The organism is Arthrobacter sp. E3 (assembly GCF_017353415.1).
Classification (GTDB): Bacteria; Actinomycetota; Actinomycetes; order Actinomycetales; family Micrococcaceae; genus Specibacter.
The window spans coordinates 32,239-55,470 of the sequence record NZ_JAFMPX010000021.1; the positions used below are offsets into that span (position 1 = coordinate 32,239).

Below are 23,232 nucleotides of genomic sequence, written 5' to 3' on the forward strand. Positions count from 1 at the left end.
CCCCGCCAAGCCAATCAGCCAGGCCCTGCCGCAACGCCTAACAGGTGGTGCCTGCTGCCGGAACCTTTCCGTCCACAAAGTAGTCGTCCACGGTTTGGGTCAAGCATTCATTGGCCCGGCCGTACGCTGTGTGGCCTTCGCCGTTCCACGTGACGAGGACTGCGGAATCCAGCTGTTTGGCCATGGCCTGCGCCCATTCGTAAGGCGTGGCCGGGTCCCCGGTGGTGCCCACCACCAAGATGGGTCCGGCACCGGCAGCGGAGATGGGGGCGGGCTTGCCGGTTGCAGGGAATGGCCAAAACTTGCAGGACAAGCCGGAGTATCCCAGTATCTTTCCGAAGGTGGGGGAGGCCTGATCCAACTTGGCTGCTTCTTCGCGCATGTGGGTGAGATCGGAATTCATGGGGTAGTCAAGGCAGTTGACGGCAGTAAAAGCAGCCGGTGTGTCGGTGTTGTATTTTCCGTCGGAGTCACGGTCTGCAGAGAAGTCCGCCAACGTCAACATCCCGGAGGCATCCCCGGCAAAGGCCTGCTTCAACGCACCGGCGAGCGGAGCCCACAAATCGGTGGAGTACAAGGTGAAGGCAATGGCTCCGGTGAACTCAGTTCCCGTCACCACCCTGCCTTCCGAGGTTCGCTGTGGGGTTTGGACGTAGATAGACTGCAACGCGCGGATCTGCGCTACAGCATCGTCAACCGTTCCGGAAACAGGGCACTCGCTGGTGCCCAGGCAGTTCTTCACCCACGCTCTGAGCGCGTTTTCAAAGCCCACGGCCTGGCCCAAGGAGACCTGGTCAATATCGAGAGAAGGGTCCAGGGCGCCGTCAAGGGAGAATTTGCCCACCCGTTGTGGGAACAGGCCGGCATAGGTGGCGCCCAGCTTGGTGCCGTAGGAGAAGCCCATGTAGTTGAGCTGTTTGTCGCCCAGTACGGCACGCAAAACGTCCATGTCCCGGGCAGAGCTGACGGTGTCCATATGGCCCAGGACGGGGCCAGAGTTCTTCTCACAAAGTTTCGTTTGGCTCTTCGCTTCAGCTTCGGCGGCGGCCATTCCGGCATCGGTGGACATGTCAAAGTCCACCTGGCGTGCCGCATCCATTTGCGCAGCGTCGAGGCACTGGACGCCTTCCGAGCGCTGCACGCCGCGCGGGTCGAAACCCACCACGTCGTAGGCGCCGCGCAGCTTCTTGGAGAAGTAGCTCTTCCCCCCGTCCTTGACCATGTTCACGCCGGAAGCGCCGGGTCCTCCGGGGTTGACCAGCATGGCACCCAGGCGCTTGCCGGTGGCCGGTAGACGAATGGCAGAGAGCTTGATGGTGGCTTGTTGTGGCTTCTCGTACGTCAGCGGCACGTTCACCTCGGCGCATTGGAAGCCGCCGTTACACGAACTCCACGTCACAGCTTGGGTGTAAAAGTCCATCAAATTCGCGGGCACGTCTCCGACGGTGTCTGCTTCGGCAGAGGTCATGACCGGCGTGTCCGGCGCCAGCACGGAGCACGAGCCCAAAGCCAGCGCAGCAATACCCGCAGCTGTAGCGAGGAGCATGCGGCGGAGGGTGCGCCGTCGTAGTTTTCCGGCAGGCATAAAAGTCCTTTGGTGATTAGAGCAGGCTGACTGCCATGGCCTCAAGGGCCAGCAGGGGGGCAACATTGGTGGTGGTGAGGCGGCGGCGCACGGAGTTGATGGCGTCCATGCGAATCAGTGTGGTTTCGGGGCGGGAACGGGCGGCAAAGTCCTGTAATTGCGCCCGCAGAGGGTCGTTGACAAGCTCCAGCGCGGCATGTTGGGCACTGTTCCCTCCCCGGGCATCCAGCTGCAGGACCAGCACATCGCGGTAGAAGGAAAGTAAATCGGTCAGGGCCCTGTCCAGCTGGTCCGTCACCGAACGCTTGGCACGACGCTTCTGGTCCTCCTCCAGCGCGCGGACCTGGGCACGCATGGGCGGTGGGAGCGTCCCTGTCTCGGGTGCACCGAGGGAGCGCAGCAGCGACACCTTTTCAACGGCGTCGCGCTCTTCATTGGAGGAGGAGGCCTCCGCCTGGGCCAACTCCAGCAGGGAGGCAGCAGATTGGACAGCTGTGGAGATGTCGCGCAGCTTCAGCGGCAAGTTCACGGTTGCATCGCGCCGCTCGCGTGCGCCGGGGTCGGTGGCCAGACGGCGGGCAATGCCAATGTGGCTTTGCGCGGCGCGTGCGGCAGTCAACGCCAGTTCCGGTTCGATGCCGTCGCGGCGGACCAGCAGCGCCGCGACATCCGCCACGGGAGGCAGCCGTAGCGTCAGAGTCCGGCAGCGCGAACGGATGGTGACCAGGACATCCGCCGGGCTGGGCGCACACAGGATCCAAATGGTGCGCGGCGGCGGCTCCTCAATGGCCTTAAGCAGCACATTGGTTGTGCGCTCGGCCATGCGATCCGCGTCGCCGACGATCATGACCCGCCAACGGGACGACGACGGGCTGTCGTGGGCCTTGCGCACCAGAGCGCGGGATTCATCGATCGTGATGGTGGTTTTTTCCGTGGCGATGTAGGTGACGTCCGCGTTGGTTCCCGCCAGCGTGGTGTGGCAGGCTTTGCAGACGCCGCATCCGCGGGCCGCCAGTTCTGGGCGCTCACACACCAGGGCAGCGGCGAAAGCCAGCGCTGCGTTGGAACGGCCGGAGCCCGGGGGCCCTGTCAGTAGCCAAGCATGAGTGGGCGAGGTGGACTGTGCGGCGCGGCGTAGCTGGGCCACCACGGAGTCCTGGCCCTGCAGGTCAACCCAGACGCTCATGCGCGCCCCGCGACAAGGACCATGACCTGGTGTTTGATGACGCGGGCCAATTCCGCAACGGAGTCGCCAGCCGGAAGCACCAGGTAGCGGTCGGGGTGGGCTGCGGCCAGTTCGAGGAACGCTGCACGAATGGTGGAGTGGAAGGCGTCGGGCTCCGATTCCATCCGATCCTCGGCGTTATCGCCGGCCGTGCGGCGCTGGCGGCCGGATACCGGGGAAACGTCAAGCAAAACAGTCAAGTCCGGCCATAGGCCGCTCGTAGCCCAATCGTTGAGCTGGAAGATGGCGTCATTGCCGAGGCCGCGGCCGGCGCCCTGGTAGGCGATGGAGGAATCGGCGTAGCGGTCGCTGAGCACAATCTCTCCACGGGCCATGGCCGGGACAATCACCTGGGTGGCATGAGCGGCACGGGCGGCGGCAAAGATCAGTGCCTCCGTCTTGGCGTCAATCTCACCCTGCCCATGGTCAAGGACCAGGGAACGCAGTTTTTCACCGACGGGAGTGCCGCCCGGTTCACGGGTGCGCACGACTGTTCGTCCGGCGTCGGACAGGGCTTGGGCAAGCAGCGCGGCCTGGGTGGATTTTCCAGCACCGTCGCCACCTTCAAAAGCGATGAACAAGCCCGGCGACGGGGCAGAGGTAGGAGTCACCCGACCAGCCTACCGGCCCAAGCTGGCAGGAGCATTGGCGCTGTGGACAACTGACCATTTGGACAAGTTCTCCACAACGGCCAGGTTATCCACAATATTGAGGCTAAAAGTCATATTGCAGCGCTCGCCCGCGGTGTGCGGTCTACTGTGGGAAGTATGACGTATCAGCCTGCCAGCCACCCGGAAGAACTCAGTGCCGACACCGTGGTGGTGGCAGCAGGGCGGCCCCCGCGCGGCCACGATTCCCCCGTGAACCCGCCCATTGTGCTCTCTTCAACGTATGTGGGCTCAGGCACCGTGGTGGATGGGGACAGGGCGTACGGCCGTTACTCGAACCCCACGTGGGATCCGCTGGAAGATGCCCTGGGCCAGCTTGAAGGCGCTGCGCTGCCGGCCCTCATCTTCAGTTCGGGATTGGCTGCCGCCTCCGCCGCGCTGTCCCTGATTCCCGCCGGCGGTGTGCTCGTCATGCCTACGCACTCCTACCAGGGCGCACTGGTCATGGCGCAGGAACAAGCTGCCAAGGGGCTGTTCACGCTGCGCACTGTGGACATTGCCAACAATGACGAGGTCATCACGGCGCTCACCGGTGCCGGCGGCAAGGCTGCGGACATGTTGTGGCTGGAGAGCCCCACCAACCCCATGCTTGAGGTGGCCGACATCCACGCGCTCTGCCGCTCGGCCCAGGCCGTGGGCGCCCTCATCGTCACCGACAACACGTTCTCCACGCCACTGGTGCAAAAGCCGCTGGAACTGGGCGCGGACATTGTGCTGCACTCCGTCACCAAATACTTGGCCGGGCACTCCGACGTCATCCTGGGCGCCCTGGCAACGTCCAATCCCACACTGCGCGAAGCCCTGCTGCACCACCGCTCCATCCATGGCGCCATCGCCGGACCGTTCGAGGCGTGGCTGGCTTTGCGGGGCCTGCGCACCTTGGCATTGCGGGTTGAGCGCTCGCAGGCCAGTGCTTTGGTGTTGGCCCAGCGTCTTGACCTGCACGACGGCGTGGAACGGGTTTTGTTCCCCGGCCTGCCTTCGGATCCCGGTCATGTCAGGGCCAAGGCACAGATGAACGGTTTCGGTTCCATCCTGTGTATAGAGATTGCAGGCGGCGAAGAGACGGCCAATGCGGTGGTGGAGGCGCTGCGTGTGTGGACCCCCGCCACGTCCCTTGGCGGGGTGGAATCGCTTATTGAGCGTCGGCGCCGCCACGCGAACGAACCCGAGAGCGTCCCCGCCAATCTGCTGCGCCTGAGTGTGGGCATCGAAAACGTCGAGGATCTTTGGAACGACCTGGTGAGGGCCTTTGCACAGGCGGCCGCACGCGGGTAGAACCGCGGGTAGATCGGCAAGTAGAGCCAGCCCAAGCACTTTCTCAGCAAACCTGATCTGTGTTTCGCAGTGGCTGCCTGTAAGCTTGAAGGGTGATTGGATTCGTAAACTTCGTGGAATTTCTCATTCTGGTGGCCTTGGGCCTAATGGCCTTGGGCATTCAAGGCTGGGCTTTGAGCGATTGCGTGCGCACCACTGCGGCAGATTTTGAACGGGTCGGCAAACGGACCAAAACGTTCTGGACGGCCGTGCTGGCCGGGTCAGTGTTCTTCGGCTTCCTCTACGTCATTGTGCCGGTGACCACGCTTACGGTTCCACCGCTGGGGATGGGCATGATCTTCTGTCTTGCTGGCGTGACCGCAGCAGGGGTTTACCTGGCCGATGTCCGGCCTGTGCTGGCTGAAGTTCGCGGCCGTGGCCGCGGTCGCGGCCAGCAAAACCGCGGCTCCTCCTGGTAGGACTGCCAGATATGACTGCCCAGCTTCTTTAGCTGGAGGTCAGTACAGCTTCGGGCATGAGGGCAGTTGCCTGAACCGGGGCCACGGCCGCCCAATCGACCGTCAGCTCACCCAAGCGCCACCGTGACGGTGAACGCACCACCGGCCAACCGGCGTCGTACATCTTTTGGCACATGTTCAGCCACCGCTGACGGTTGCCGAACGGAGCCAACGGAGCTCCCGCCAACCAATACGTGTCCAGTGCCTGCAGGAAGTCATGGATTTTCTCCCCCGGCACGTTGTGGTGGATGAGCGCCTTGGGCAGCCGCTCGGCAATGTCCGACGGCAGGGTGAAACCACCAAAGCGGAGCGAAATAGTCAGTGACAGGGGGCCCGTGCCATCCAGCGCCACCCACGTGCTACGGCGGCCGATCTCGTCACACGTGCCGTCAACAAAGATGCCTTGTGGTGCCAGGCGGGAGCAGACGGTGAGCCAGATTAGCTGGACATCGGCTTCATCGTACTGACGCAGCACGTTGAAGGCACGCACCATGCTGGGCCTGCCGGGAACCGGGATTTCAAAGCCGCCCACGCAAAAATCGAGTCCTTCGTGCTCCAGCGGCTTGGCGATGCGCACGCGTTCGGGCTCCATTTCAATGCCCGTGACATGGGCGCTGGGGCAGACGGCGTGGATTCTCGAATACAGTTCAACGGCCGTTGTGGGCGCACCGCCATAGCCTAAGTCAATGACCAGCGGATGGCTCTCACCGCGCAGCCGCCATGCCTGCGGCCCGGCCAGCCAGCGGTCCACCCGACGCAGCCGGTTCGGGTTCGTGGTGCCGCGGGTGGCGTTGCCAAAGGGCTTGCCACGGCGCCGTGCCACACGCTTTGAGGGGTCGATGGAGGCGTCCTTGACCCTCTGTGCGCGTTGAACCACCTGAAAACTATATTTGCCGCACATGGGTGAAACCGCCGTTTTTGGTGCGCAGCGGGTATGGAACGCGACACATTTTGCGGGTGCAGCATCCACCCACGTGCTCACATACACCGCATCCACGGCTGATTTCTGCGGAGCGTAGCAATTCCAGCCAGCTGGTTCCGGCCGGTAGGATGGCCTCATGACATATACGCTGATTTTGCTCCGGCATGGCCACAGTGAGTGGAATGCCAAGAACCTTTTCACTGGCTGGGTGGACGTTGACCTCAACGACCAGGGCCGCACCGAGGCTGTCCGCGGCGGTGAGCTGCTGGTGGAGAACAACCTCCTACCGGACGTGGTCTACACTTCGCGCCTGAAGCGTGCCATCAACACGGCCAACATGACGCTGGAGAAAGCCGACCGTGGCTGGATCGACGTCAAGCGCAGCTGGCGCCTGAACGAGCGCCACTACGGTGCTTTGCAGGGCAAGGACAAGGTCCAGACGCTCGCCGAATTCGGTGAGGCGCAGTTCATGGAGTGGCGTCGCAGCTACGACACCGCCCCGCCGCCCCTGTCAGATGACAGCGAATTCTCGCAGATCAACGACCCCCGCTACGCGGACCTTGGCGATGACATGCCGCGTTCGGAATGTCTCAAGGACGTGCTGGAACGTCTGCTGCCGTACTGGGAAGCAGAAATCAAGGAAGACCTCAAGGCTGGAAAGACTGTTCTTGTCACGGCCCACGGCAACTCGCTGCGCGCCATGGTCAAGCACTTGGACGGCATCTCCGACGACGCCATCTCGGCGCTGAACATCCCCACCGGCATCCCGCTGCTGTACGAACTGGATGAGAACTTCGCCCCCATCAACCCCGGTGGCCGGTACCTGGACCCGGATGCAGCAGAGACCGCCATCCTCGCTGTGGCAAACCAGGGCAAGAAGTAACACGACGTTATAGCACGAAAGCGGGACGGAACCTTTCACTGGTAAAGGTTCCGTCCCGCTTTTACATTAGCGGACCCGTCGTTTCCCGGCGGATCTAGCTAGCCAGGAAGTCCTCGGGCTGCCACTCTCCCGTGACGAGGTAGGAGACCTTGCGTGCCACTGACACGCCATGGTCGCCAAAGCGCTCAAAGTAGCGGCTGGCCAGCGTGACGTCCACAGTGGTAGCCGGTGTTTCCTGCCAGTCAGGGGAGGCGATGGTGGAGAACACGGTCTTGTGGAGCTTGCTGATGCGGGCCTTGGCGGCGGCGATGTCCGCCACGAGTTCAAGGTCGCGGGTGTCCAGCAACTCAGTGACTTTCTCCGCGATCAGAATATCCAGGCTGGCCAGCTCGGCAAATGTCGCTGTCAGCGGCGCCGGGATCACCGTATTGGGGAAACGCAGCCGGGTCAGTTGGCCGATGTGCCGGGCCAGGTCGCCCATCCGTTCGAGCGAGGCGCTCATCCGCAGCGAACCAACGATCATGCGCAGGTCGCTGGCCACCGGCCCCTGCAACGCCAAGACGTCGATGGCCCGTTCGTCCAAGTCATTTTGCAGGAAGTCGATGCGGGCGTCGGCAGCAATGACCTCCTGGGCAGCTTGCAGGTCTGCTGCGGCAAATGCAGTTGTGGCCTTCGTGATGGCCTCGCACACCAGTGCGGAGATCTCAATGAGTCCCTCACCGATTTGGTGGAGCTCGGCCTGGAAAACTTTACGCACGCGTGTGTCCTTTCATGGGCAGGGCGGTGGGGCCCTCGTTGCCCTCAGCCTGCCAGTTGAACGTGAACGCGGCGGCACGGCAAGGTGAACGTTTGCTGAACGAGTGGGGACGGCAGGCGGTTTTGGCACAATTGCCGCCGCCACCGCATAGGCTTGTGCCGTGGATCCCTTGGTGGTTGGACTGGTGGCAGGGCTCATTGGCCTGGCCTTGGGCGTGTTTGGCATGTTCGCTTTCAGTCTCAGCGAACGCACCCGCCAGCTCTCTCTGGACATCGGCGAACCCGCCCTTCCCGATGGTTCCGCCGAAGTCCTCTCCGTGGTGGGCAAGGCCTACATCGTCATTGACACGGTCGACGGCGTGGTGCGCGCCAGTGCCGGTGCCTACGCCTTTGGCCTGGTGCGAGGGCACACGGTGGTCCATCAGGAACTGCTGGAACTGGCCCACCGGGTGCGCCGTGACGGGGTCATTGAAGAACGCGACCTGACCCTGCCGCGGGTGCTGCCGCCAGCGGCCGTGGACCCGGTCTCGGGGGAGCCCATCGCTGCGGAACTGCCAAGGATCCAGGGTGCGCCGGGGCAGGGCACGCTCGTGATCCAGGTCCGGGTGGCGCCATTGGGGGAGGAGTACATTCTCCTGCTGGCCGATGACCGCACCGAGATTGCCCGCACCGAAGCCGTGCGCAACGACTTTGTGGCGAATGTGTCGCACGAGCTCAAAACTCCCGTCGGCGCCCTTTCACTGCTGGCCGAAGCTATTGAGTCCGCGCCGGAGGACCAGGCCACCGTCCGCCGCTTTGCCTCGCGCATGATGACGGAATCGGCACGTCTGGCGGCTCTGGTGCAGGACATCATTGAACTATCCCGTCTGCAGGGCAAGGATGTGGCCCTTGCCGGCACTGCCGTGGATATGGACTCCGTGATTGCGGAGGCGGTGGACAGGACCCGGCTCCCGGCACAGGGCAAAAACATCACGCTGGTCGTCGGTCCGTCCCAGCCTGCCGCCGTCCATGGCGACCACGCCCAGCTGGTGACCGCCTTGCGCAACCTGATCGACAACGCCGTGCGGTATTCCCCCGAGAATACACAGGTGGGCATCGGGCTGGCGGTGGGGGCCGGCGTCGTCTCCGTCAGCATCTCCGACCAGGGCGACGGGCTCACCCCGCAGGAGCAGGACAGGGTCTTCGAACGTTTCTACCGTGTGGATGCCGCCCGCTCCCGGCACACCGGCGGCACCGGGCTGGGCCTGAGCATCGTCAAGCACATCGTGAGCAACCACGGCGGGGAAGTGACCCTTTGGTCTGCCCCGAAAATGGGGTCGACCTTCACGGTACGCCTTCCCCAGCTTTCACTTCCAACGTCCGACGGCGGCACGCACCACAGCGCCGATCGGCACCCCGGCTTGATCTAAAGGAGCGCAACGAGCGTGAGCAGAATTTTGATAGTTGAAGACGAAGAGTCCATCAGTGACCCGTTGTCATTCCTGCTGGGCAAGGAAGGGTATGAGGTTCGTGTTGCTGACAACGGGCTGGACGCGCTGTTGGAATTTGAGCGCAGCGGTGCCGATTTGGTGCTTCTGGACCTGCAACTGCCGGGCATGAGCGGCACGGAAGTGTGCCGGCACCTGCGCCAACGCTCCAATGTGCCTGTCATCATGCTCACCGCCAAGGATTCTGAAATCGACAAGGTGGTGGGGCTGGAGCTCGGTGCTGATGACTATGTGACCAAGCCGTACTCCTCACGCGAATTGATCGCACGGATCAGGGCTGTACTGCGGCGCCAAGCGGAACCGGAGGAGCTGTTGCATTCCACCGTGCAGGCCGGACCCGTGCGCATGGACGTTGAGCGCCATGTTGTCAGTGTCCACGGGGAAGCAGTGGGCTTTCCGCTGAAGGAATTTGAACTTCTGGAAATGCTGCTGCGCAATGCCGGAAAGGTGTTGACCCGCGGTCAGTTGATTGACCGGGTCTGGGGTTCGGACTATGTGGGGGACACAAAAACCCTGGACGTGCACATGAAGCGGCTGCGCAGCAAGATTGAGCCTGATCCCGCAGCGCCCAAGTACCTGCTCACCGTGCGAGGCCTTGGCTACAAGTTCGAACCCTAAGCCTTTTGGACAATTATGGACACGATCATGGATAAAAGGCGTCACATGATCAAATAAGTTAGTTTTTGGTTGCCCCTGTGTGGCGCTCGTCATATGCTGTGACGGATAACATAACGGGTAGCCGGTGCGGCTGCATTGAGATTTGAGGGACTTGATCCATGACAGCGCATTCATTTAGGGGTTCTCGGAGATCCCGCGGGCTCAAGGCGACGGCCATCCTGGCCACGGCAGCCTTGGGCTTGATGGCCATTTCGAGCCCGGCACTGGCCGTCGATTCCACTGCCACGGTGGAAACCGTTGCCCAGTCGGCCATGGCTGGCGACAAGGTGATCTTCCCCGGCAATGACGGTCAAACCCACACCGTAACTTTTGACTCGAAGTCGTACATGGTTGACGGTGAGCGGCTCAATGTCTGGTCCGGCGAATTCCACCACTGGCGCCTGCCCGGCACCGATGACTGGCGTGACATGTTCCAAAAAATGCGCGCTAGCGGCTTCAACGCCGTGTCGCTGTACTTTTTCTGGGGTTTGCACTCCACCGAGTCCGGAAAGTTTGACTTTACCGGCATCAAGGACATTGAACTGCTCCTCACCATGGCCGAGGAGGAAGGCCTGTACGTCATTGCGCGTCCGGGCCCCTACGTCAATGCGGAGATTTCGATGGGTGGCCTGCCTGCCTACCTGACGAAGAGCGGGGCAGGATCCCTTCGCAGCACGGACCCTGAAGCACTGCGGGAGTCGTTGAGCTGGATCCACGCCTTCAATGAAATCGCCGTCAAGCACCAGGTCACAGACGGCGGCGGGTCCATCGTGACCTACCAGGCTGAAAATGAACTGTTGAACGAAGGCGGAGACCGCCCTGCGTTCATGAAGGCCCTGGTCAAGCAGATCAAGGCCGACGGCATCACCGTCCCGGTCTTCCACAATGACTGGGGCTTCAACGGCGCCTACGTCCCCGGCAGCTCAAGCGCCGGCGGAAATGTGGGCTTGGACTACTACGCGTTTGACCAGTACCCGTTGGGCTTCACGTGTTCAAACGCCCGCGGCCAGGTCCCCGACATGGAAGACCGTTTCCGGGCACGGACCCAAACCAGCCCCATGTTCATTGCCGAGGGCCAAGGCGGCGCCTTCACGCCCTGGGGCGCCAACTTCAACACCGACCGTTGTGCCGAATTCGTTGATTCAGCGTTTACCCGCCAGTACGGGGTCAACAACCTGAACAACGGCATCAACATGTTCAACTACTACATGCAGTACGGCGGAACCAACTGGGGCTGGACCGGTTCCCCCTCCTCAGGCTTCACCTCTTATGACTATGGCGCCGCCATCAACGAGGACCGCCAGCTGACGCCCAAGGCATCCGTACAGAAGGAACTTGGCTACTTCCAGCAGGATTTCACTCCGATCTCCAACATGGTTCCCCAACCCGGTGCCCCCGTCACGATCGACGGCGGTGCGGGCAACATCAAGTCCTACCAGCGCATTGCCACTGAGGACATGGAGGCCAGTTCAGTCTCCGGCAACGGTGCCCGCTACCTGGGCTTCCGCCAGGGCGACAGCAACAGCACCACGGAATTGAGCTACTCCATCCCGTTGACGCTGTCACCCCGTGAGGAAACCGTTGCGGCCAGCTACACTGCCGACGACAGGGACCCGTCCATCACGTACACAGGCACGTGGGGCAAGTCGAACGGCGAAGGTTGGGCCGCCGGCAACTACAAGGGCACCGAAACTTTCAGCGACAAGAAGGATGACTCCGTCTCCTACACGTTCACCGGAGCAGGCATCCGCGTCATTTCCGCCCAGTCCATCAACCACGGCTACGGCGATGTGTTCATTGACGGTGTCAAGATGGGCCAGACGAACACCTACCGCGGCCAGAACGCCAACTTTCAGTACGTGGCCTTCCAGAAGGACGGACTGGACCCGAACGTTCCGCACACCATCAAGATCGTGATCACCGGCCAAAAGGATGCCGCCAGCCAAGGCACCAACGTCACCATCGATGCCTTTGACGTGATTCCGGCAGCAGCTGCCCCTGATGTTCCGGCAGCGCCCGTCACGAAGAAGGTCGACGACGTCGACCCCTCCATCACGTTCTCCTCCACCGACGGTGTCCTGGATTGGAGCCGGGACACCGGCAAGACCTGGACTGCTGACGACTACATGGGCACCGAGAGCAACAGCAGCAAGACCGGCGCCTACTACGAGTACAAGTTCAAGGCCGCAGAGGTGAAGCTGATCTCGGCAACCGCCTATAACCACGCCATTGGCGACGTCCTCATCGACGGTGTCAAGGTGGGCCAGACCAACACCTACCAGGCCGCGGTCAAGAGCACGGCTGGTCAGACGGCTTTCGAAAAAACGGGTCTGGATCCCACCATTGAGCACACCATCAAGGTGGTCAACACGGGCGTGAAGGGTGCTCCGGCCGCTGTGGGGACGTTCATTTCCCTCGATGCCATTGAAACCTCAACTCCTGCGGCAACCACACCCGAGGCGCCGGCGGATTCCATCACCTTCAACCGCGTCCCGCAAAAAGCCGGCACGTTCTTGAAGCTGCACGGCCGCGACGCCAACATGGTCATCGCCGACTACGCCTTTGACGGGCAGAAGCTGATGTACAGCACCTCTGAGCTCTTCACGAAGATGCCCGTTGCCAACGGCACCCTGGTGGTGTTGAACGGGGCCAAGGGCGACGACGGCGAAACGGTCCTGAAGTACGCCTCGGAACCTACGGTGACCACTTTGGGTGGCACCGCCGTCGAGCATGTCTGGGACGCTGCCACGAAGATGCTGCGCCTGAACTATGTGCACGGCAACGCAACGTCGGTGAAGATCACTGGCGGTGACGCGCCCGAATTGACCATCGTCACCACCGACCGCTCAGCCACCGGCCTGCAGTGGACCCTTGACGGAATCGTCAAGGGTGGCACCACCAACAAGACCGTCATGGTCACCGGCGCCGACCTGCTCCGTTCAGCCGAGTTCGACGGCGACACCGTGCACTTGGTGGGCGACACCAAGGAAGCCCGCAGTATCGGCATCTACGTTCCGGGCGGCATCACGAAGGCCAGCTGGAACGGGCAGGCACTTGTCACCACAGTTGGCGTCAACGGCCAGCTTGTGGCAAACCTGGCCGGACCGGCCGCCGCTGTTCTTCCTGAGCTGACCAACTGGAAGGTTTCCGGGCAAAACCCGGAGTCCGCCACCGCGTTTGACGACAGTAAATGGCTCGAGGCAACCGCCACCGCAGCTGCGAACACCCGTCAGGGCCCCGGCGCCAACCAGGGCAAGGTCCTGGACACGGCGTTCTACGGCTTCTACGAAGGCGACACCTGGTACCGGGCGCACTTCACCGCATCATCCGCAGCCACCAGCATTCAGCTGCGCGGCCAAGGTGGCAGTGCAGCGAATATGCTCGTCTGGGTCAACGGCACCTTCGCCGGAGCCGCAGCAGCCAATGGCAGCATGCAGACGATCCAGGTCCCGGCCGGGGTCATCAAAAATGGTGAGAAGACAGTCGTTTCGGCAGTGGTCCGCAACCAGGGCCAAAACCTCGATTGGTCCGATGACGGCCTGTCACGCCAAAACCGCGGCCTGTACGACGCAGTGCTGCCCAGCAGCGGCGCTGTCACCTGGAAGCTGCAAGGCGCCAAGGACAAGGCCGCGCCGGTTGATACAGATCGGACCATGTACAACACCGGCGGTCTTTATGGTGAGCGCGCCGGTTGGTACCTGCCGCAGTACCCGGACAGCGAATGGGCAGATGCCACCTCGTTCAAGCCGGCCAAGGCAGGAGTCACCTGGTACCGCACCAACTTTGCGCTGAATGTTCCGGCAGGCACCGACACGGCCCTTGGCTTGAAGATCAACGACGCCAAGTTTGAAGACGGCCGCAAGTCCTATGCTCGTGCCGTGATCTATGTGAACGGCTGGAACACGGGAACCTGGGTTGGCAACGTTGGCCCGCAGAGCACGTTCACCATCCCGAGCGGATTCCTGAATAAATCGGGGGATAACACTCTTGCCATCGTGCTCAGCACTGAGCGCGACGCCCAAGGGCCGGATTCCTTCACCCTGGTGGACCGCGGCACCAGTCTCGGCGGCGTGCCGACGAAGCTGAACACGGCCCCAGACTACGCATTGCCGGTTGTCACGGCAGTGGCGGAGCAGGCCAAGTACGACGTCGGTGAGAAGGCCGTCGTCAGCGGCACCTCGGTGCTGGCAGCCATCGGAGACGGGGCGTTGACCAACGCTGTCATCGACTTTGGTGACGGCAGCGCGGCAGTGACCGTGCCTGTGGTCAACGGTGCGTACTCGGCGGAGCACAGCTTCGCCAAGAAGGGCAACTATGCGGCAACAGTGAGCATTAAGGACGCCGTTTCCGGAGCGACCTTGGGCATCCAGACCCTTGAAATCGCTATTGATGGTAACGGCACCACTCCGACGCAGACGGTCACACCGTCAGCTACGGCCACGCCGACCGCCAGTGCAACGGCCTCTGCAACGGCCTCTGCAACGCCAAGCGCGTCGGCGACTGCTACACCGTCGGCGATTGCTACACCGTCAGCTTCGGCAACACCAAGTGCTTCGGCGACGGCGACTGCGACGCCGTCGGCCCCTGCCACATCCGAGGCACCGTCTCAGGAGCCAGCGACTCCCGGCATCAAACTGAGCGTGGACACCGTGGCGCAGGGCGGCAAGCTCACCATCATGGGGGAGAACTTCAAAGCGGGGAGCAGCGCAACCTTCACGCTGCACTCGGAGCCGGTGCAGTTGGGCACGGCTACCGCTGATGCCAACGGCGTTGTGAGCTTGAGCGTGGTTCTGCCGTCGGACATTCCGGCGGGCCAGCACCGCATCATGATTGACGGTGTGGGATTGGACGGGAAGGCGCATCAGGTAAGTGCACCCCTGACCATCACCGCCGCAGCTGCGAAGGTTCCGGCGACGGATCATGGCACAGCTGGCAACAGCGCATCGGCGAATGATGATTCGGCCAATGACGATCTGGCCAACACCGGTGCGAACAACACCTGGCTTGGCGGGCTGGCAGTCTTGCTGGTCCTGGCCGGGGCTACAGCGTTTGCTGCAACCCGCCGCAGGTCGGCAACACACTAACACCAGGCGCGCAACACCAACCGCTGAGTTGACCTTCGGGCGGGCACGGTAACTTCTTCCGGTGCCTGCCCGAGGTGTTTGACCTGAGGTACCTAACCGCAGGGGACAAAAATGGGGCCGGTTGTCGAGAAGACAACCGGCCCCATTCGTGTCTGCATATATGGCGCAGCGGCTCGTGCGGATAATCGCTGGAGCGTAATGCTACAACTTGCTAATTACGGGGTGGACGTGGGTTCCGCTGTGGGCACCATGTTCTTGTACTCGCTCAAGGTGCCATCAAGGACGGGAACCTCCAACGTGGCCGTCTCAGATGCGGCACCCGAGGAGCGCAATTCAAGCGTCTCCACGGCACCGGGGGCTGCGCCCATGGTGCTCAAAATGGCTTTATCGGACTCGCCGTTGAGTACCAGCGGCATGCTCGGCTTCACCGTGATCTCGGTCTGCGAGCCCTGCGCGCCACTGATGGTCAGAGTGATGTCTGAATCGGCCTTGTTGTAGAACGTGCCAAGGACGCGGCCGGGACTGCCTTCAGCTTTGGAGATGACCAGGACGTTGCGGAGTTCAAGGCTGCCCAGGTTCAAGTTCACGCCGTCAGAAACGGCGACCTCCATGGTGGTGCTTTGTGGATTGGTTGCACTGCAACCTGTGAAGGTCATGGCGCCAATGCCGATGGCTGCAATCAGGCTCAAACGTTGCGCTCGTTTGGTACCAGGGATGCCGGAAGCGATTCTCACGTCAGTAACTCCTCAGGGAAAAGACAAAATATCTTTGCCCAGCTTATCCGCAATTGTGGTAAAAGTGCGCTTCCTTCGTGTGCGTCCAGACAATTGTGTAGGAGTTGCGTAGGAGCAGGTGTTCATTGAGGCACTTCAAAGGCGTTTAGTCAAGGGGTCAACAATTCTCCAATTGTTGGATGAATTGCGCGGTCAGCGTAGCGCTGGCAGCCCCTGACCTGCGGAAACTCAGGGAAGTAGAAGTTTAACCGTGGTAAACTTGAGTATTGGAAAGGGAGAATCCACATGCTTTTTGAGGTCGGCGAGACAGTAGTTTACCCACACCACGGTGCGGCAAAGATCGAAGAGATCAAGATGCGCACTGTTCGGGGTGAAGAGAAGATGTATCTCAAGCTCAAGGTTGCGCAGGGGGATCTGACAATTGAAGTTCCCGCTGAGAACGTAGACCTTGTTGGGGTACGTGACGTTGTAGGCAAGGAAGGGCTGGAGCACGTTTTTCAGGTGCTCCGCGCCGAGTTTACGGAGGAGCCCACCAACTGGTCCCGCCGTTACAAGGCAAATCTGGAGAAGCTCGCATCCGGCGATGTCATCAAGGTTGCAGAAGTCGTTCGCGACCTGTGGCGCAGGGACAACGACCGGGGCTTGTCGGCAGGCGAAAAGCGCATGCTGGCCAAGGCGCGGCAGATCCTGATTTCCGAGCTGGCCCTGGCGGAAAAGACTGACGAGGACAAGGCAGCAGAAGTCCTTGACGAGGTTTTGGCTTCATAGCCTCACAAACAGGCAACTCGTAACCAGACAATGGGAAAACCCCGCACCTGATCGTGTGGGGTTTTTTCATGTCCGGCACAATCTTCATGTGGCCGACTAGGGTAGGGGTTATGACTGAGGTGAAGGCCGGCTCGTGCGCCGTCGTGATAGTTGCAGCAGGATCCGGACAGCGGCTGGGCCATGGGGTGCCCAAGGCGCGAGTGCCGCTTGGTGGGGAAGCCGTGCTGGTCCACGCCGTTCGCGGCGTCTTCAAGTCGGGAATCGCGGCTCAAATCTGTGTTGCAATACCTGCCGACGACTCCGAGATGGCAGCCATCTGCAGCAAGTTGGGTGCCGAAGCAGCCACCGCCGGGCTGCTGTTCAGCATTGTTGAGGGCGGCTCGCAGCGATCCGAGTCGGTGCATGCGGCGTTGGCTGAAATTGCCGACGGCGTCACCACCGTCATGATCCACGACGCCGCCAGGCCACTGACACCCTCCGGTGTGTTCAATCGGGTGGCCGCCGCCCTCCATGACGGCGCAAAAGCCGTTATTCCGGCACTGGCCGTCACCGACACCATCAAGAGCGTTGAGCCGGCCAGCCTGCCCGCCACGGGCGCCGGCGTTGAAAGAGTCGTGGCCACGCCGCCTCGAAACCAGCTGCGCGCCGTGCAGACCCCGCAGGGTTTTGAGCTGGAGACCCTACGCCGGGCCCACGCCTATGCCTTGACGCTCGACGCCGGGGCCCTCGCACGCATCACGGACGACGCCATGCTGGTGGAATCCATGGGTGAAGAGGTGTACGTGGTCCAAGGGTCCACCCACAGCTTCAAGGTCACCACGCCACTGGACCTTCTGCTGGCCGAGGCCATGCTCGAGGGTCCGCTGCGCCCCCGCTGGGTGGAAGGGTAGAGCACATGATGCTGCCCCGGACAGGCATTGGGATCGACATCCACGCCTTCGCCCCGCTGGACAGCCCGGCACCACTGTGGCTGGCCGGGCTGCATTGGGAAGGCGAACGCGGCCTCAGCGGCCATTCCGACGGCGACGCCGTGGCACACGCCGCGGCCGACGCCTTGTTCTCCGCTGCTGGAGTGGGGGATCTGGGCGCGCACTTCGGCACGGACCGCCCGGAGTATCAAGGGGCCTCGGGCGTGAGTCTGCTGGCTGAGGCTGCGCGCATCGTCCGTGCGGCAGGCTTTGAAATCGGCAACATCGCCGTGCAATTTGTTGGCAACCGGCCAAAATTTTCACCGCGCCGCCAGGAAGCGGAAGCAGCCCTCAGTGCTGCGGCAGGAGCCCCTGTTTCGGTTAGTGCCACCACGTCGGACGGACTCGGGTTTCCCGGCCGCAGCGAAGGCATCACGGCGATCGCTACCGCACTGGTGGTCGCTCGCGACGGGCAGGACACCGTGAACCAGCAGGCCGCAGGGAGAGGTAACCTAGAGCCGTGACCCTGCGCTTCCATGACTCCGCCACTGCTTCCATCCGCGACTTTGTCCCGCTCAAAGAGGGGCAGGTGTCGCTGTACTATTGCGGCGCCACCGTCCAGGGCGAACCACACATTGGCCACGTTCGCTCCGCACTGGCCTTTGACCAGCTCACGCGCTGGCTGCAGACCTCCGGTTACGCCGTCACCGTCATCCGCAACGTGACGGACATCGATGACAAGATCCTGGTCAAGGCGGCCGAGAACAACGAGCCCTGGTGGGCGCTGGCCTACCGTTTTGAACAGGCCTTCGAGGACGCTTACGACGCCCTGGGCATCCTCAAGCCCACCTATGAGCCGCGTGCCACCGGCCACATCCCGGAAATGCATGCCCTCATCGCTTCGCTCATTGAACGCGGCCACGCCTACCCGGCATTGGATAACTCCGGCGACGTGTACTTCGATGTACGCTCCTGGCCGCAGTACGGCTCGCTGACCCACCAGAACATTGACGACATGCAGGCCGCGCCCGACGCCGACCCCCGGGGCAAGCGCGACCCCCGCGACTTTGCGCTGTGGAAGGGCCACAAGGAAGGCGAGCCTGAGACGGCCAAATGGGATTCACCATGGGGTGCTGGCCGCCCCGGCTGGCACCTTGAGTGCTCGGCCATGGTCACGAAATACCTTGGCACCGAGTTCGACATCCACGGCGGCGGGCTTGACCTGCGCTTCCCCCACCACGAAAACGAGATGGCCCAGTCCCAAGCCGCCGGTCACGGCTTTGCGAACTTCTGGATGCACAACGGCATGGTCACCTATGCCGGCGAAAAGATGTCCAAGTCCATCGGCAACACCATCAACCCGCGCGAAATGCTCGAGCTGGCCCGCCCGCTGGTGGTCCGCTACTACCTAGGACAGGCCCACTACCGCTCCGTCCTGGACTACCGGCCCACCTCGCTCGCCGAAGCCGCCGCCGCCGTCGAACGCATTGAAACATTCATCCACGCCGCCGTCGCCCGCGTGTTCCCGGGCGGCATCGGAGACGGGGGTGTGGTAGCCACGCTCCCCGACGCCTTCCGCGAGGCCATGGATGATGACCTGAACGTGCCCGCTGCCCTGGCCGTCCTGCATGAGACGGTTCGTGCAGGCAACACGGCATTGGCAGCGAAAGACGACGACGGGGCAGCGCTTGCGCTGCAGTCTGCGCTGGGCATGATGTCGGCTTTGGGCATCAACCCGCTGGATAAGCAGTGGCAGCAGGGGAGCGGTTCTGCGGCGCAGCAGACGGCCCTTGATGTGCTGGCCAACGCCCAGCTGGAGGCTCGTGCGCAAGCCCGTGCGGAGAAGAATTGGGCGGAGTCGGACAAGATCCGCGACACCCTGGCCGCGGCAGGTGTGGAGATTGCCGATTCGGCAGAAGGCTCCACCTGGTCCCTAAAAAAATGACTACCGACGCTCCTGCAGTTTCCGGGCTGTTTTACCCAACGCTCCCGCACAGGATGCATGAGCGTTCGCGGATTAAGCCCCGAAGGTGCAGGAGCGTCGTGGGGGAGTGGGCGGGGCGTGAGGCAGCACACTATTAAGACTCCATACCACTAAATTTGCCTTCAGGCCGTAAGCTGTTAGGTACGGGTATTTTGTTTTCCGTAACGCAGTGCACCTCAAACGTGTGCACTGGCGGATTTTTTGACGAGCTTAGGCGCCGACTTTAGGCAGCCGCACTAATCGTAAGGGTTTCACCATGGCCAGTAGTTCACGCTCAGGGGCAGTACGCAAGACCAAGAAGGGCCCCAGCGTCGGCACAGGCGGCCACGGCAGGAAAGCCCTGGAAGGCAAGGGCCCCACGCCCAAGGCCAGCGAACGGACCTACCACAAGGCGTTCAAGAATCAGGAACTGGCAGAGCGCTCCGCCGCCAAGCATTCCGGTGGCAGCAAACCAACTGGCCGGCGCAACAGCGGACCCAAGGGCCGTGCCATGGAGGAACTCGTCACGGGCCGCAACTCCGTCGTTGAAGCACTGCGTGCAGGCATCCCCGCCAAGGCGCTCTATGTCGCCGTGCGTGTTGACATGGATGAGCGTGTCCGTGAATCCATCAAGCTTGCCACCGAACGCGGCATCCCGCTGCTGGAAGCCCACAAGCCTGAGCTTGACCGGCTGACGGAAGACGCCGTCCACCAGGGCCTGGTCCTGCAGATCCCCCCGTACGAGTATGAGGACGCCGTAGACACGGCCAGCGAGATCATCGCCAAGTGGAAAAAGGGCCATATCGCCAACGCCCCGCTCATCGTCGCGTTGGACGGGATCACCGACACCCGCAACTTGGGCGCCATCATCCGCAGCGTGTCGGCTTTCTCCGGCCACGCCGTCATTGTGCCTGAGCGCCGCAGCGCCGGTGTGACGGCTGCGGCCTGGAAGACAAGCGCCGGTGCCGCCGTTCGCGTACCCGTCGCCAAGGCCCCGAACCTGAACCGTGCCATTGCAGCGTTCCAGAAGATGGGATTCTTCGTGTTGGGGCTCGACGGCGATGGCGACGTTTCGCTGCCCGATCTCACCCTGGCCACCGAACCAGTGTGTGTAGTGGTGGGCTCTGAAGGCAAGGGTCTCTCCCGCCTTGTACGCGAAAACTGCGACCAGATTGTTTCCATCCCCATCGACTCGGCCATGGAATCGCTGAACGCTTCCATGGCAGTGGGCATCAGCCTGTACGAAATCTCCCGGCAACGCGTTGTTCAGGCATAAGCATGCCTGTAACCGTCGTGGAGTCAAACACCAGCCTAGGGGCCGCACTGTCGCGGCACTTTCCACTAGGCGTTAGTCCCATCCCCCGGAAACACGGTCCGGATGCGGCGAACATTGCCGTGTATGCACCGGATCACCGCAATGTTGTGGTGTGCTTCCAGCCACCGGACGGGGTTTGGAAGGCAGTGCTGCTGCCGGACAAGACCGACGGTATCCACCACGGCCTGGTGGAAGGCATGCCCATGGGGGCACGCTACGGTTTCTACACGAACATCGAGGCCACCCAGGAGGAGATGCTCCTGGTGGACCCTTCCGTGGAGCAGCTTCTGCTGGACCCGTATGGTCGGTATATTGACGAGCAAGTCGATGCTGACGGGGAAACCAAGTATTTATCCGTGCGGATGGCTTCTGACTTTGATTGGGGCAGCGTCGAACGCCCCAACACACCTTGGCGCGAAACAGTAATCTACGAAGCGCACGTGCGCGGCCAAACGCAACTTCACCCCGACGTACCGGTGAAGTTCCAAGGAACCTATGCGGGCATGGCCGACCCAGCCATGATCAAGCACCTGCAGGACCTGGGCGTGACCGCCGTCGAACTTTTGCCCATCCACTTCCATATTTCCGAGCCCCACCTGGACGGAACGGGGATGAGCAACTACTGGGGGTACAACACGCTGGGCTTTTTCGCCCCGCATGCGAAGTACGCCAGTGCCAGCGCCCAGGCAGCCGGCCCGGCAGCGGTGCAAGCAGAGCTGAAAGGCATGATCAAGCTGCTGCATGCCGCAGGGATCGAAGTCATCCTTGATGTGGTGTACAACCACACGGCTGAAGGCGGCCCCGGCGGACCCACCTACAGTTGGCGCGGACTGGCCGAAGAGCAGTACTACCGTATGCGCGACGGTCACTACTATGACACCACCGGGTGTGGGAATACGCTGAACTTCGGCAACCCGCACGTGATCAAGATGGCCATGGATTCGCTGCGCTACTGGGTGGAGGACTTCCACATTGACGGCTTCCGCTTTGACCTGGCCGTCTCCTTGGCACGCAACGGCGTGCACGAATTCACCAACCAGCATCCCTTCCTTTTGGCGGCCGCCACTGACGGCGTGCTGGCCTCCACCAAGCTCATTTCGGAGCCGTGGGACGTGGGCTACGGCGGGTGGCAGACGGGCCAGTTCCCCACCGGTTGGGCGGACTGGAATGACACGTTCCGCGACACTGTGCGCGAAGTGTGGTTAACGGACAGGGCGGCCATGCTTGCCGGCTACCACCACAACGGCTTGGCATCCTTCGGCGATGCGCTGGGCGGCTCCGTGTCACTCTTCGCCGAATCGGGGCGCAGCCTGCTGGCTTCGATCAACCTGGTGACGGCCCACGACGGCTTCACGCTGGCGGATTTGACCGCTTACAACCACAAGCACAACATTGACAACCAGGAAGAAAACCGCGACGGCACGGGCAATAACCGCAGCTGGAACCACGGCGTTGAGGGCATCACGAACAACCCCAACACGTTGGCGGAGCGTGCCCGCACTGCCCGAAACCTGATGACCACCATGCTCTTGGCGCAAGGCATCCCCATGATCACAGCCGGGGACGAGCTTGGGCGCAGCCAGGGCGGCAACAACAATGTGTACTGCCAGGACAATGAGATCGCCTGGCTTGACTGGAGCATGGATCTGGAGGCCAAGACCATGCTGGCCGCCACCACACGGCTCCTGCGCATTCGCCGGGACTTCCTGCGCGCCCAGCCAAGCAGCTACCCCACCCGCGGTGGACACTCCTTCATCTACTGGTTTGGTGCCGACGGCCAGCCCATGACGCCCGAGGCTTGGAAGAACCCCCACGAGCGCGTCATCACCATGCTCATGGGTTCCCCCGACGGCACGATGGACGGCCTCGTGGTGCTCAACACCGGAATCACCGACGAAGAAGTGGTCCTTCCTGCCAACCCGCGCTTCCCTGTTGCAGCCACGGTTGAGGATCCGGTTGAAATGACTGGTGAGGCGCCGGATGCAGATGACGTCGAAACTGACGCTGCACCCGAAACTGACGCTGCTTCCGTCACAGAGGCCCCCGACATAGATGCGGTTGCGGCCGAGGACACAGATGCGCTTGCCGCCGTGGGCGCAGAGCCGTCTGAGGCCGTGCCGGAGGCCACCGCGGAAGCGGCGACCGAGATCGCTGCGGATGACGACGCCGCGGCGGCTGACACCGTGGAGGAGGCCGTTGTTCCTCGCCCTTACCTGTTGCGGATGACCACGGAGTCTCCCACCATGACGGACGACGGCGAGCCCACCTTCAGGCTGCCCCGTTCAGTTTCGGCGGTGGAGCCTGGCGCTTCGGTGCTGGTGAAAGCGAACACCGTCCACCTGTACCGCAACGACCTGGGTCCGCGCTAGAACTTACCCGCGCCAGCCCCTAAGCGCCAGCGCTTAGCCAGTCCGCGTCAGCCCTTAAATCAAAAGATGAGGCTGGGGTTTGGGACGCCTAGTCATTTCTGCCAGGCATCCCAAACCCCAACCTCATCGAGGG

At 62.4% G+C, this 23,232-nt stretch carries 18 protein-coding genes; 12 read left to right on the forward strand and 6 right to left on the reverse strand.

Annotation, left to right across the window (positions count from 1 at the left end; genetic code table 11):
* Nucleotides 1-37: 37 nt before the first annotated feature.
* The 3 genes from JMA46_RS10465 to tmk are packed head-to-tail and all read right to left on the reverse strand — an operon-like array spanning nucleotide 38 to nucleotide 3,421.
* A complete protein-coding gene (locus tag JMA46_RS10465) occupies nucleotides 38-1,585 on the reverse strand; it encodes an alpha/beta hydrolase (protein ID WP_247647232.1) in 1,548 nt (515 codons plus the stop codon).
* Nucleotides 1,586-1,601: 16 nt separating this feature from the next.
* A complete protein-coding gene (locus JMA46_RS10470) occupies nucleotides 1,602-2,771 on the reverse strand; it encodes a DNA polymerase III subunit delta' (protein ID WP_207345276.1) in 1,170 nt (389 codons plus the stop codon).
* Nucleotides 2,768-3,421: a dTMP kinase gene (tmk, locus tag JMA46_RS10475; protein WP_207345277.1), complete on the reverse strand. Its 654-nt coding sequence runs from the start codon at nucleotides 3,419-3,421 to the stop codon at nucleotides 2,768-2,770. Before tmk ends, JMA46_RS10470 begins: the two co-directional genes overlap by 4 nt.
* Before the next feature lie 156 nt (nucleotides 3,422-3,577).
* Here tmk and JMA46_RS10480 point away from each other — a divergent pair, with 156 nt between their 5' ends.
* A complete protein-coding gene (locus tag JMA46_RS10480) occupies nucleotides 3,578-4,756 on the forward strand; it encodes a PLP-dependent aspartate aminotransferase family protein (RefSeq protein ID WP_207345278.1) in 1,179 nt (392 codons plus the stop codon).
* Between the two features lie 92 nt (nucleotides 4,757-4,848).
* The gene (locus tag JMA46_RS10485) at nucleotides 4,849-5,214 is read left to right on the forward strand and encodes a DUF2516 family protein (protein ID WP_348770122.1); all 366 of its coding nucleotides are present in this window, start codon (nucleotides 4,849-4,851) and stop codon (nucleotides 5,212-5,214) included.
* A gap of 28 nt (nucleotides 5,215-5,242) precedes the next feature.
* Here JMA46_RS10485 and JMA46_RS10490 read toward each other — a convergent pair whose 3' ends face one another.
* On the reverse strand, nucleotides 5,243-6,094 hold the full coding sequence (locus JMA46_RS10490; protein WP_207345298.1) for a class I SAM-dependent methyltransferase: 852 nt from the start codon (nucleotides 6,092-6,094) through the stop codon (nucleotides 5,243-5,245).
* A 217-nt stretch (nucleotides 6,095-6,311) separates the two neighbouring features.
* On the opposite strand from JMA46_RS10490, the gene JMA46_RS10495 reads away from it, so the two are divergent.
* Nucleotides 6,312-7,058 (forward strand): phosphoglyceromutase, encoded by a 747-nt coding sequence (locus JMA46_RS10495; protein WP_207345279.1) that lies wholly within the window; start codon nucleotides 6,312-6,314, stop codon nucleotides 7,056-7,058.
* A gap of 94 nt (nucleotides 7,059-7,152) precedes the next feature.
* On the opposite strand, the gene phoU is transcribed toward JMA46_RS10495, so the two are convergent.
* On the reverse strand, nucleotides 7,153-7,815 hold the full coding sequence (gene phoU / locus JMA46_RS10500; protein ID WP_207345280.1) for a phosphate signaling complex protein PhoU: 663 nt from the start codon (nucleotides 7,813-7,815) through the stop codon (nucleotides 7,153-7,155).
* Between the two features lie 169 nt (nucleotides 7,816-7,984).
* Between phoU and JMA46_RS10505 the strand changes: the two genes are divergently transcribed.
* The 3 genes from JMA46_RS10505 (at nucleotide 7,985) to JMA46_RS10515 (ending at nucleotide 15,042) form a co-directional block, all read left to right on the forward strand.
* Entirely contained in the window at nucleotides 7,985-9,223 is a 1,239-nt protein-coding gene (locus JMA46_RS10505; RefSeq protein WP_207345299.1) for an ATP-binding protein, read from the forward strand.
* Between the two features lie 15 nt (nucleotides 9,224-9,238).
* Nucleotides 9,239-9,919, forward strand: coding sequence for a response regulator transcription factor (locus JMA46_RS10510; protein WP_207345281.1), 681 nt, complete (start codon nucleotides 9,239-9,241; stop codon nucleotides 9,917-9,919).
* A gap of 158 nt (nucleotides 9,920-10,077) precedes the next feature.
* Nucleotides 10,078-15,042, forward strand: coding sequence for a beta-galactosidase (locus JMA46_RS10515; protein ID WP_207345282.1), 4,965 nt, complete (start codon nucleotides 10,078-10,080; stop codon nucleotides 15,040-15,042).
* 215 nt (nucleotides 15,043-15,257) lie between these two features.
* Here JMA46_RS10515 and JMA46_RS10520 read toward each other — a convergent pair whose 3' ends face one another.
* On the reverse strand, nucleotides 15,258-15,776 hold the full coding sequence (locus JMA46_RS10520) for a hypothetical protein (protein WP_207345283.1): 519 nt from the start codon (nucleotides 15,774-15,776) through the stop codon (nucleotides 15,258-15,260).
* 285 nt (nucleotides 15,777-16,061) lie between these two features.
* Between JMA46_RS10520 and JMA46_RS10525 the strand changes: the two genes are divergently transcribed.
* From JMA46_RS10525 to glgX, 6 genes are all read left to right on the forward strand, one after another.
* Nucleotides 16,062-16,544, forward strand: a complete 483-nt coding sequence (locus JMA46_RS10525) for a CarD family transcriptional regulator (RefSeq protein WP_207345284.1) — start codon at nucleotides 16,062-16,064, stop codon at nucleotides 16,542-16,544.
* Between the two features lie 110 nt (nucleotides 16,545-16,654).
* Nucleotides 16,655-17,434 carry a 2-C-methyl-D-erythritol 4-phosphate cytidylyltransferase gene (gene ispD, locus JMA46_RS10530; protein ID WP_207345285.1) on the forward strand — a complete coding sequence of 260 codons (780 nt, stop codon included), beginning with the start codon at nucleotides 16,655-16,657 and terminating at the stop codon, nucleotides 17,432-17,434.
* 5 nt (nucleotides 17,435-17,439) lie between these two features.
* Nucleotides 17,440-17,976: a 2-C-methyl-D-erythritol 2,4-cyclodiphosphate synthase gene (gene ispF / locus JMA46_RS10535; RefSeq protein WP_207345286.1), complete on the forward strand. Its 537-nt coding sequence runs from the start codon at nucleotides 17,440-17,442 to the stop codon at nucleotides 17,974-17,976.
* Nucleotides 17,973-19,397 (forward strand): cysteine--tRNA ligase, encoded by a 1,425-nt coding sequence (gene cysS / locus JMA46_RS10540; RefSeq protein WP_207345287.1) that lies wholly within the window; start codon nucleotides 17,973-17,975, stop codon nucleotides 19,395-19,397. Before ispF ends, cysS begins: the two co-directional genes overlap by 4 nt.
* A gap of 295 nt (nucleotides 19,398-19,692) precedes the next feature.
* Complete coding sequence (gene rlmB / locus JMA46_RS10545; protein WP_207345288.1) at nucleotides 19,693-20,691, forward strand: 23S rRNA (guanosine(2251)-2'-O)-methyltransferase RlmB; 999 nt, start codon at nucleotides 19,693-19,695, stop codon at nucleotides 20,689-20,691.
* A gap of 2 nt (nucleotides 20,692-20,693) precedes the next feature.
* A complete protein-coding gene (glgX, locus tag JMA46_RS10550; protein WP_207345289.1) occupies nucleotides 20,694-23,099 on the forward strand; it encodes a glycogen debranching protein GlgX in 2,406 nt (801 codons plus the stop codon).
* Nucleotides 23,100-23,232: the final 133 nt, after the last annotated feature.

What these genes read in the sequence shown, in the direction of transcription:
- JMA46_RS10465 (WP_247647232.1), bottom strand. Translation starts at nt 1,585, where the DNA reads ATGCCTGCCGGAAAACTACGACGGCGCACCCTCCGCCGCATGCTCCTC.
- JMA46_RS10470 (WP_207345276.1), bottom strand. Translation starts at nt 2,771, where the DNA reads ATGAGCGTCTGGGTTGACCTGCAGGGCCAGGACTCCGTGGTGGCCCAG.
- JMA46_RS10480 (WP_207345278.1), top strand. Translation starts at nt 3,578, where the DNA reads ATGACGTATCAGCCTGCCAGCCACCCGGAAGAACTCAGTGCCGACACC.
- JMA46_RS10495 (WP_207345279.1), top strand. Translation starts at nt 6,312, where the DNA reads ATGACATATACGCTGATTTTGCTCCGGCATGGCCACAGTGAGTGGAAT.
- JMA46_RS10515 (WP_207345282.1), top strand. Translation starts at nt 10,078, where the DNA reads ATGACAGCGCATTCATTTAGGGGTTCTCGGAGATCCCGCGGGCTCAAG.
- JMA46_RS10525 (WP_207345284.1), top strand. Translation starts at nt 16,062, where the DNA reads ATGCTTTTTGAGGTCGGCGAGACAGTAGTTTACCCACACCACGGTGCG.
- ispD (WP_207345285.1), top strand. Translation starts at nt 16,655, where the DNA reads ATGACTGAGGTGAAGGCCGGCTCGTGCGCCGTCGTGATAGTTGCAGCA.
- ispF (WP_207345286.1), top strand. Translation starts at nt 17,440, where the DNA reads ATGATGCTGCCCCGGACAGGCATTGGGATCGACATCCACGCCTTCGCC.
- rlmB (WP_207345288.1), top strand. Translation starts at nt 19,693, where the DNA reads ATGGCCAGTAGTTCACGCTCAGGGGCAGTACGCAAGACCAAGAAGGGC.
- glgX (WP_207345289.1), top strand. Translation starts at nt 20,694, where the DNA reads ATGCCTGTAACCGTCGTGGAGTCAAACACCAGCCTAGGGGCCGCACTG.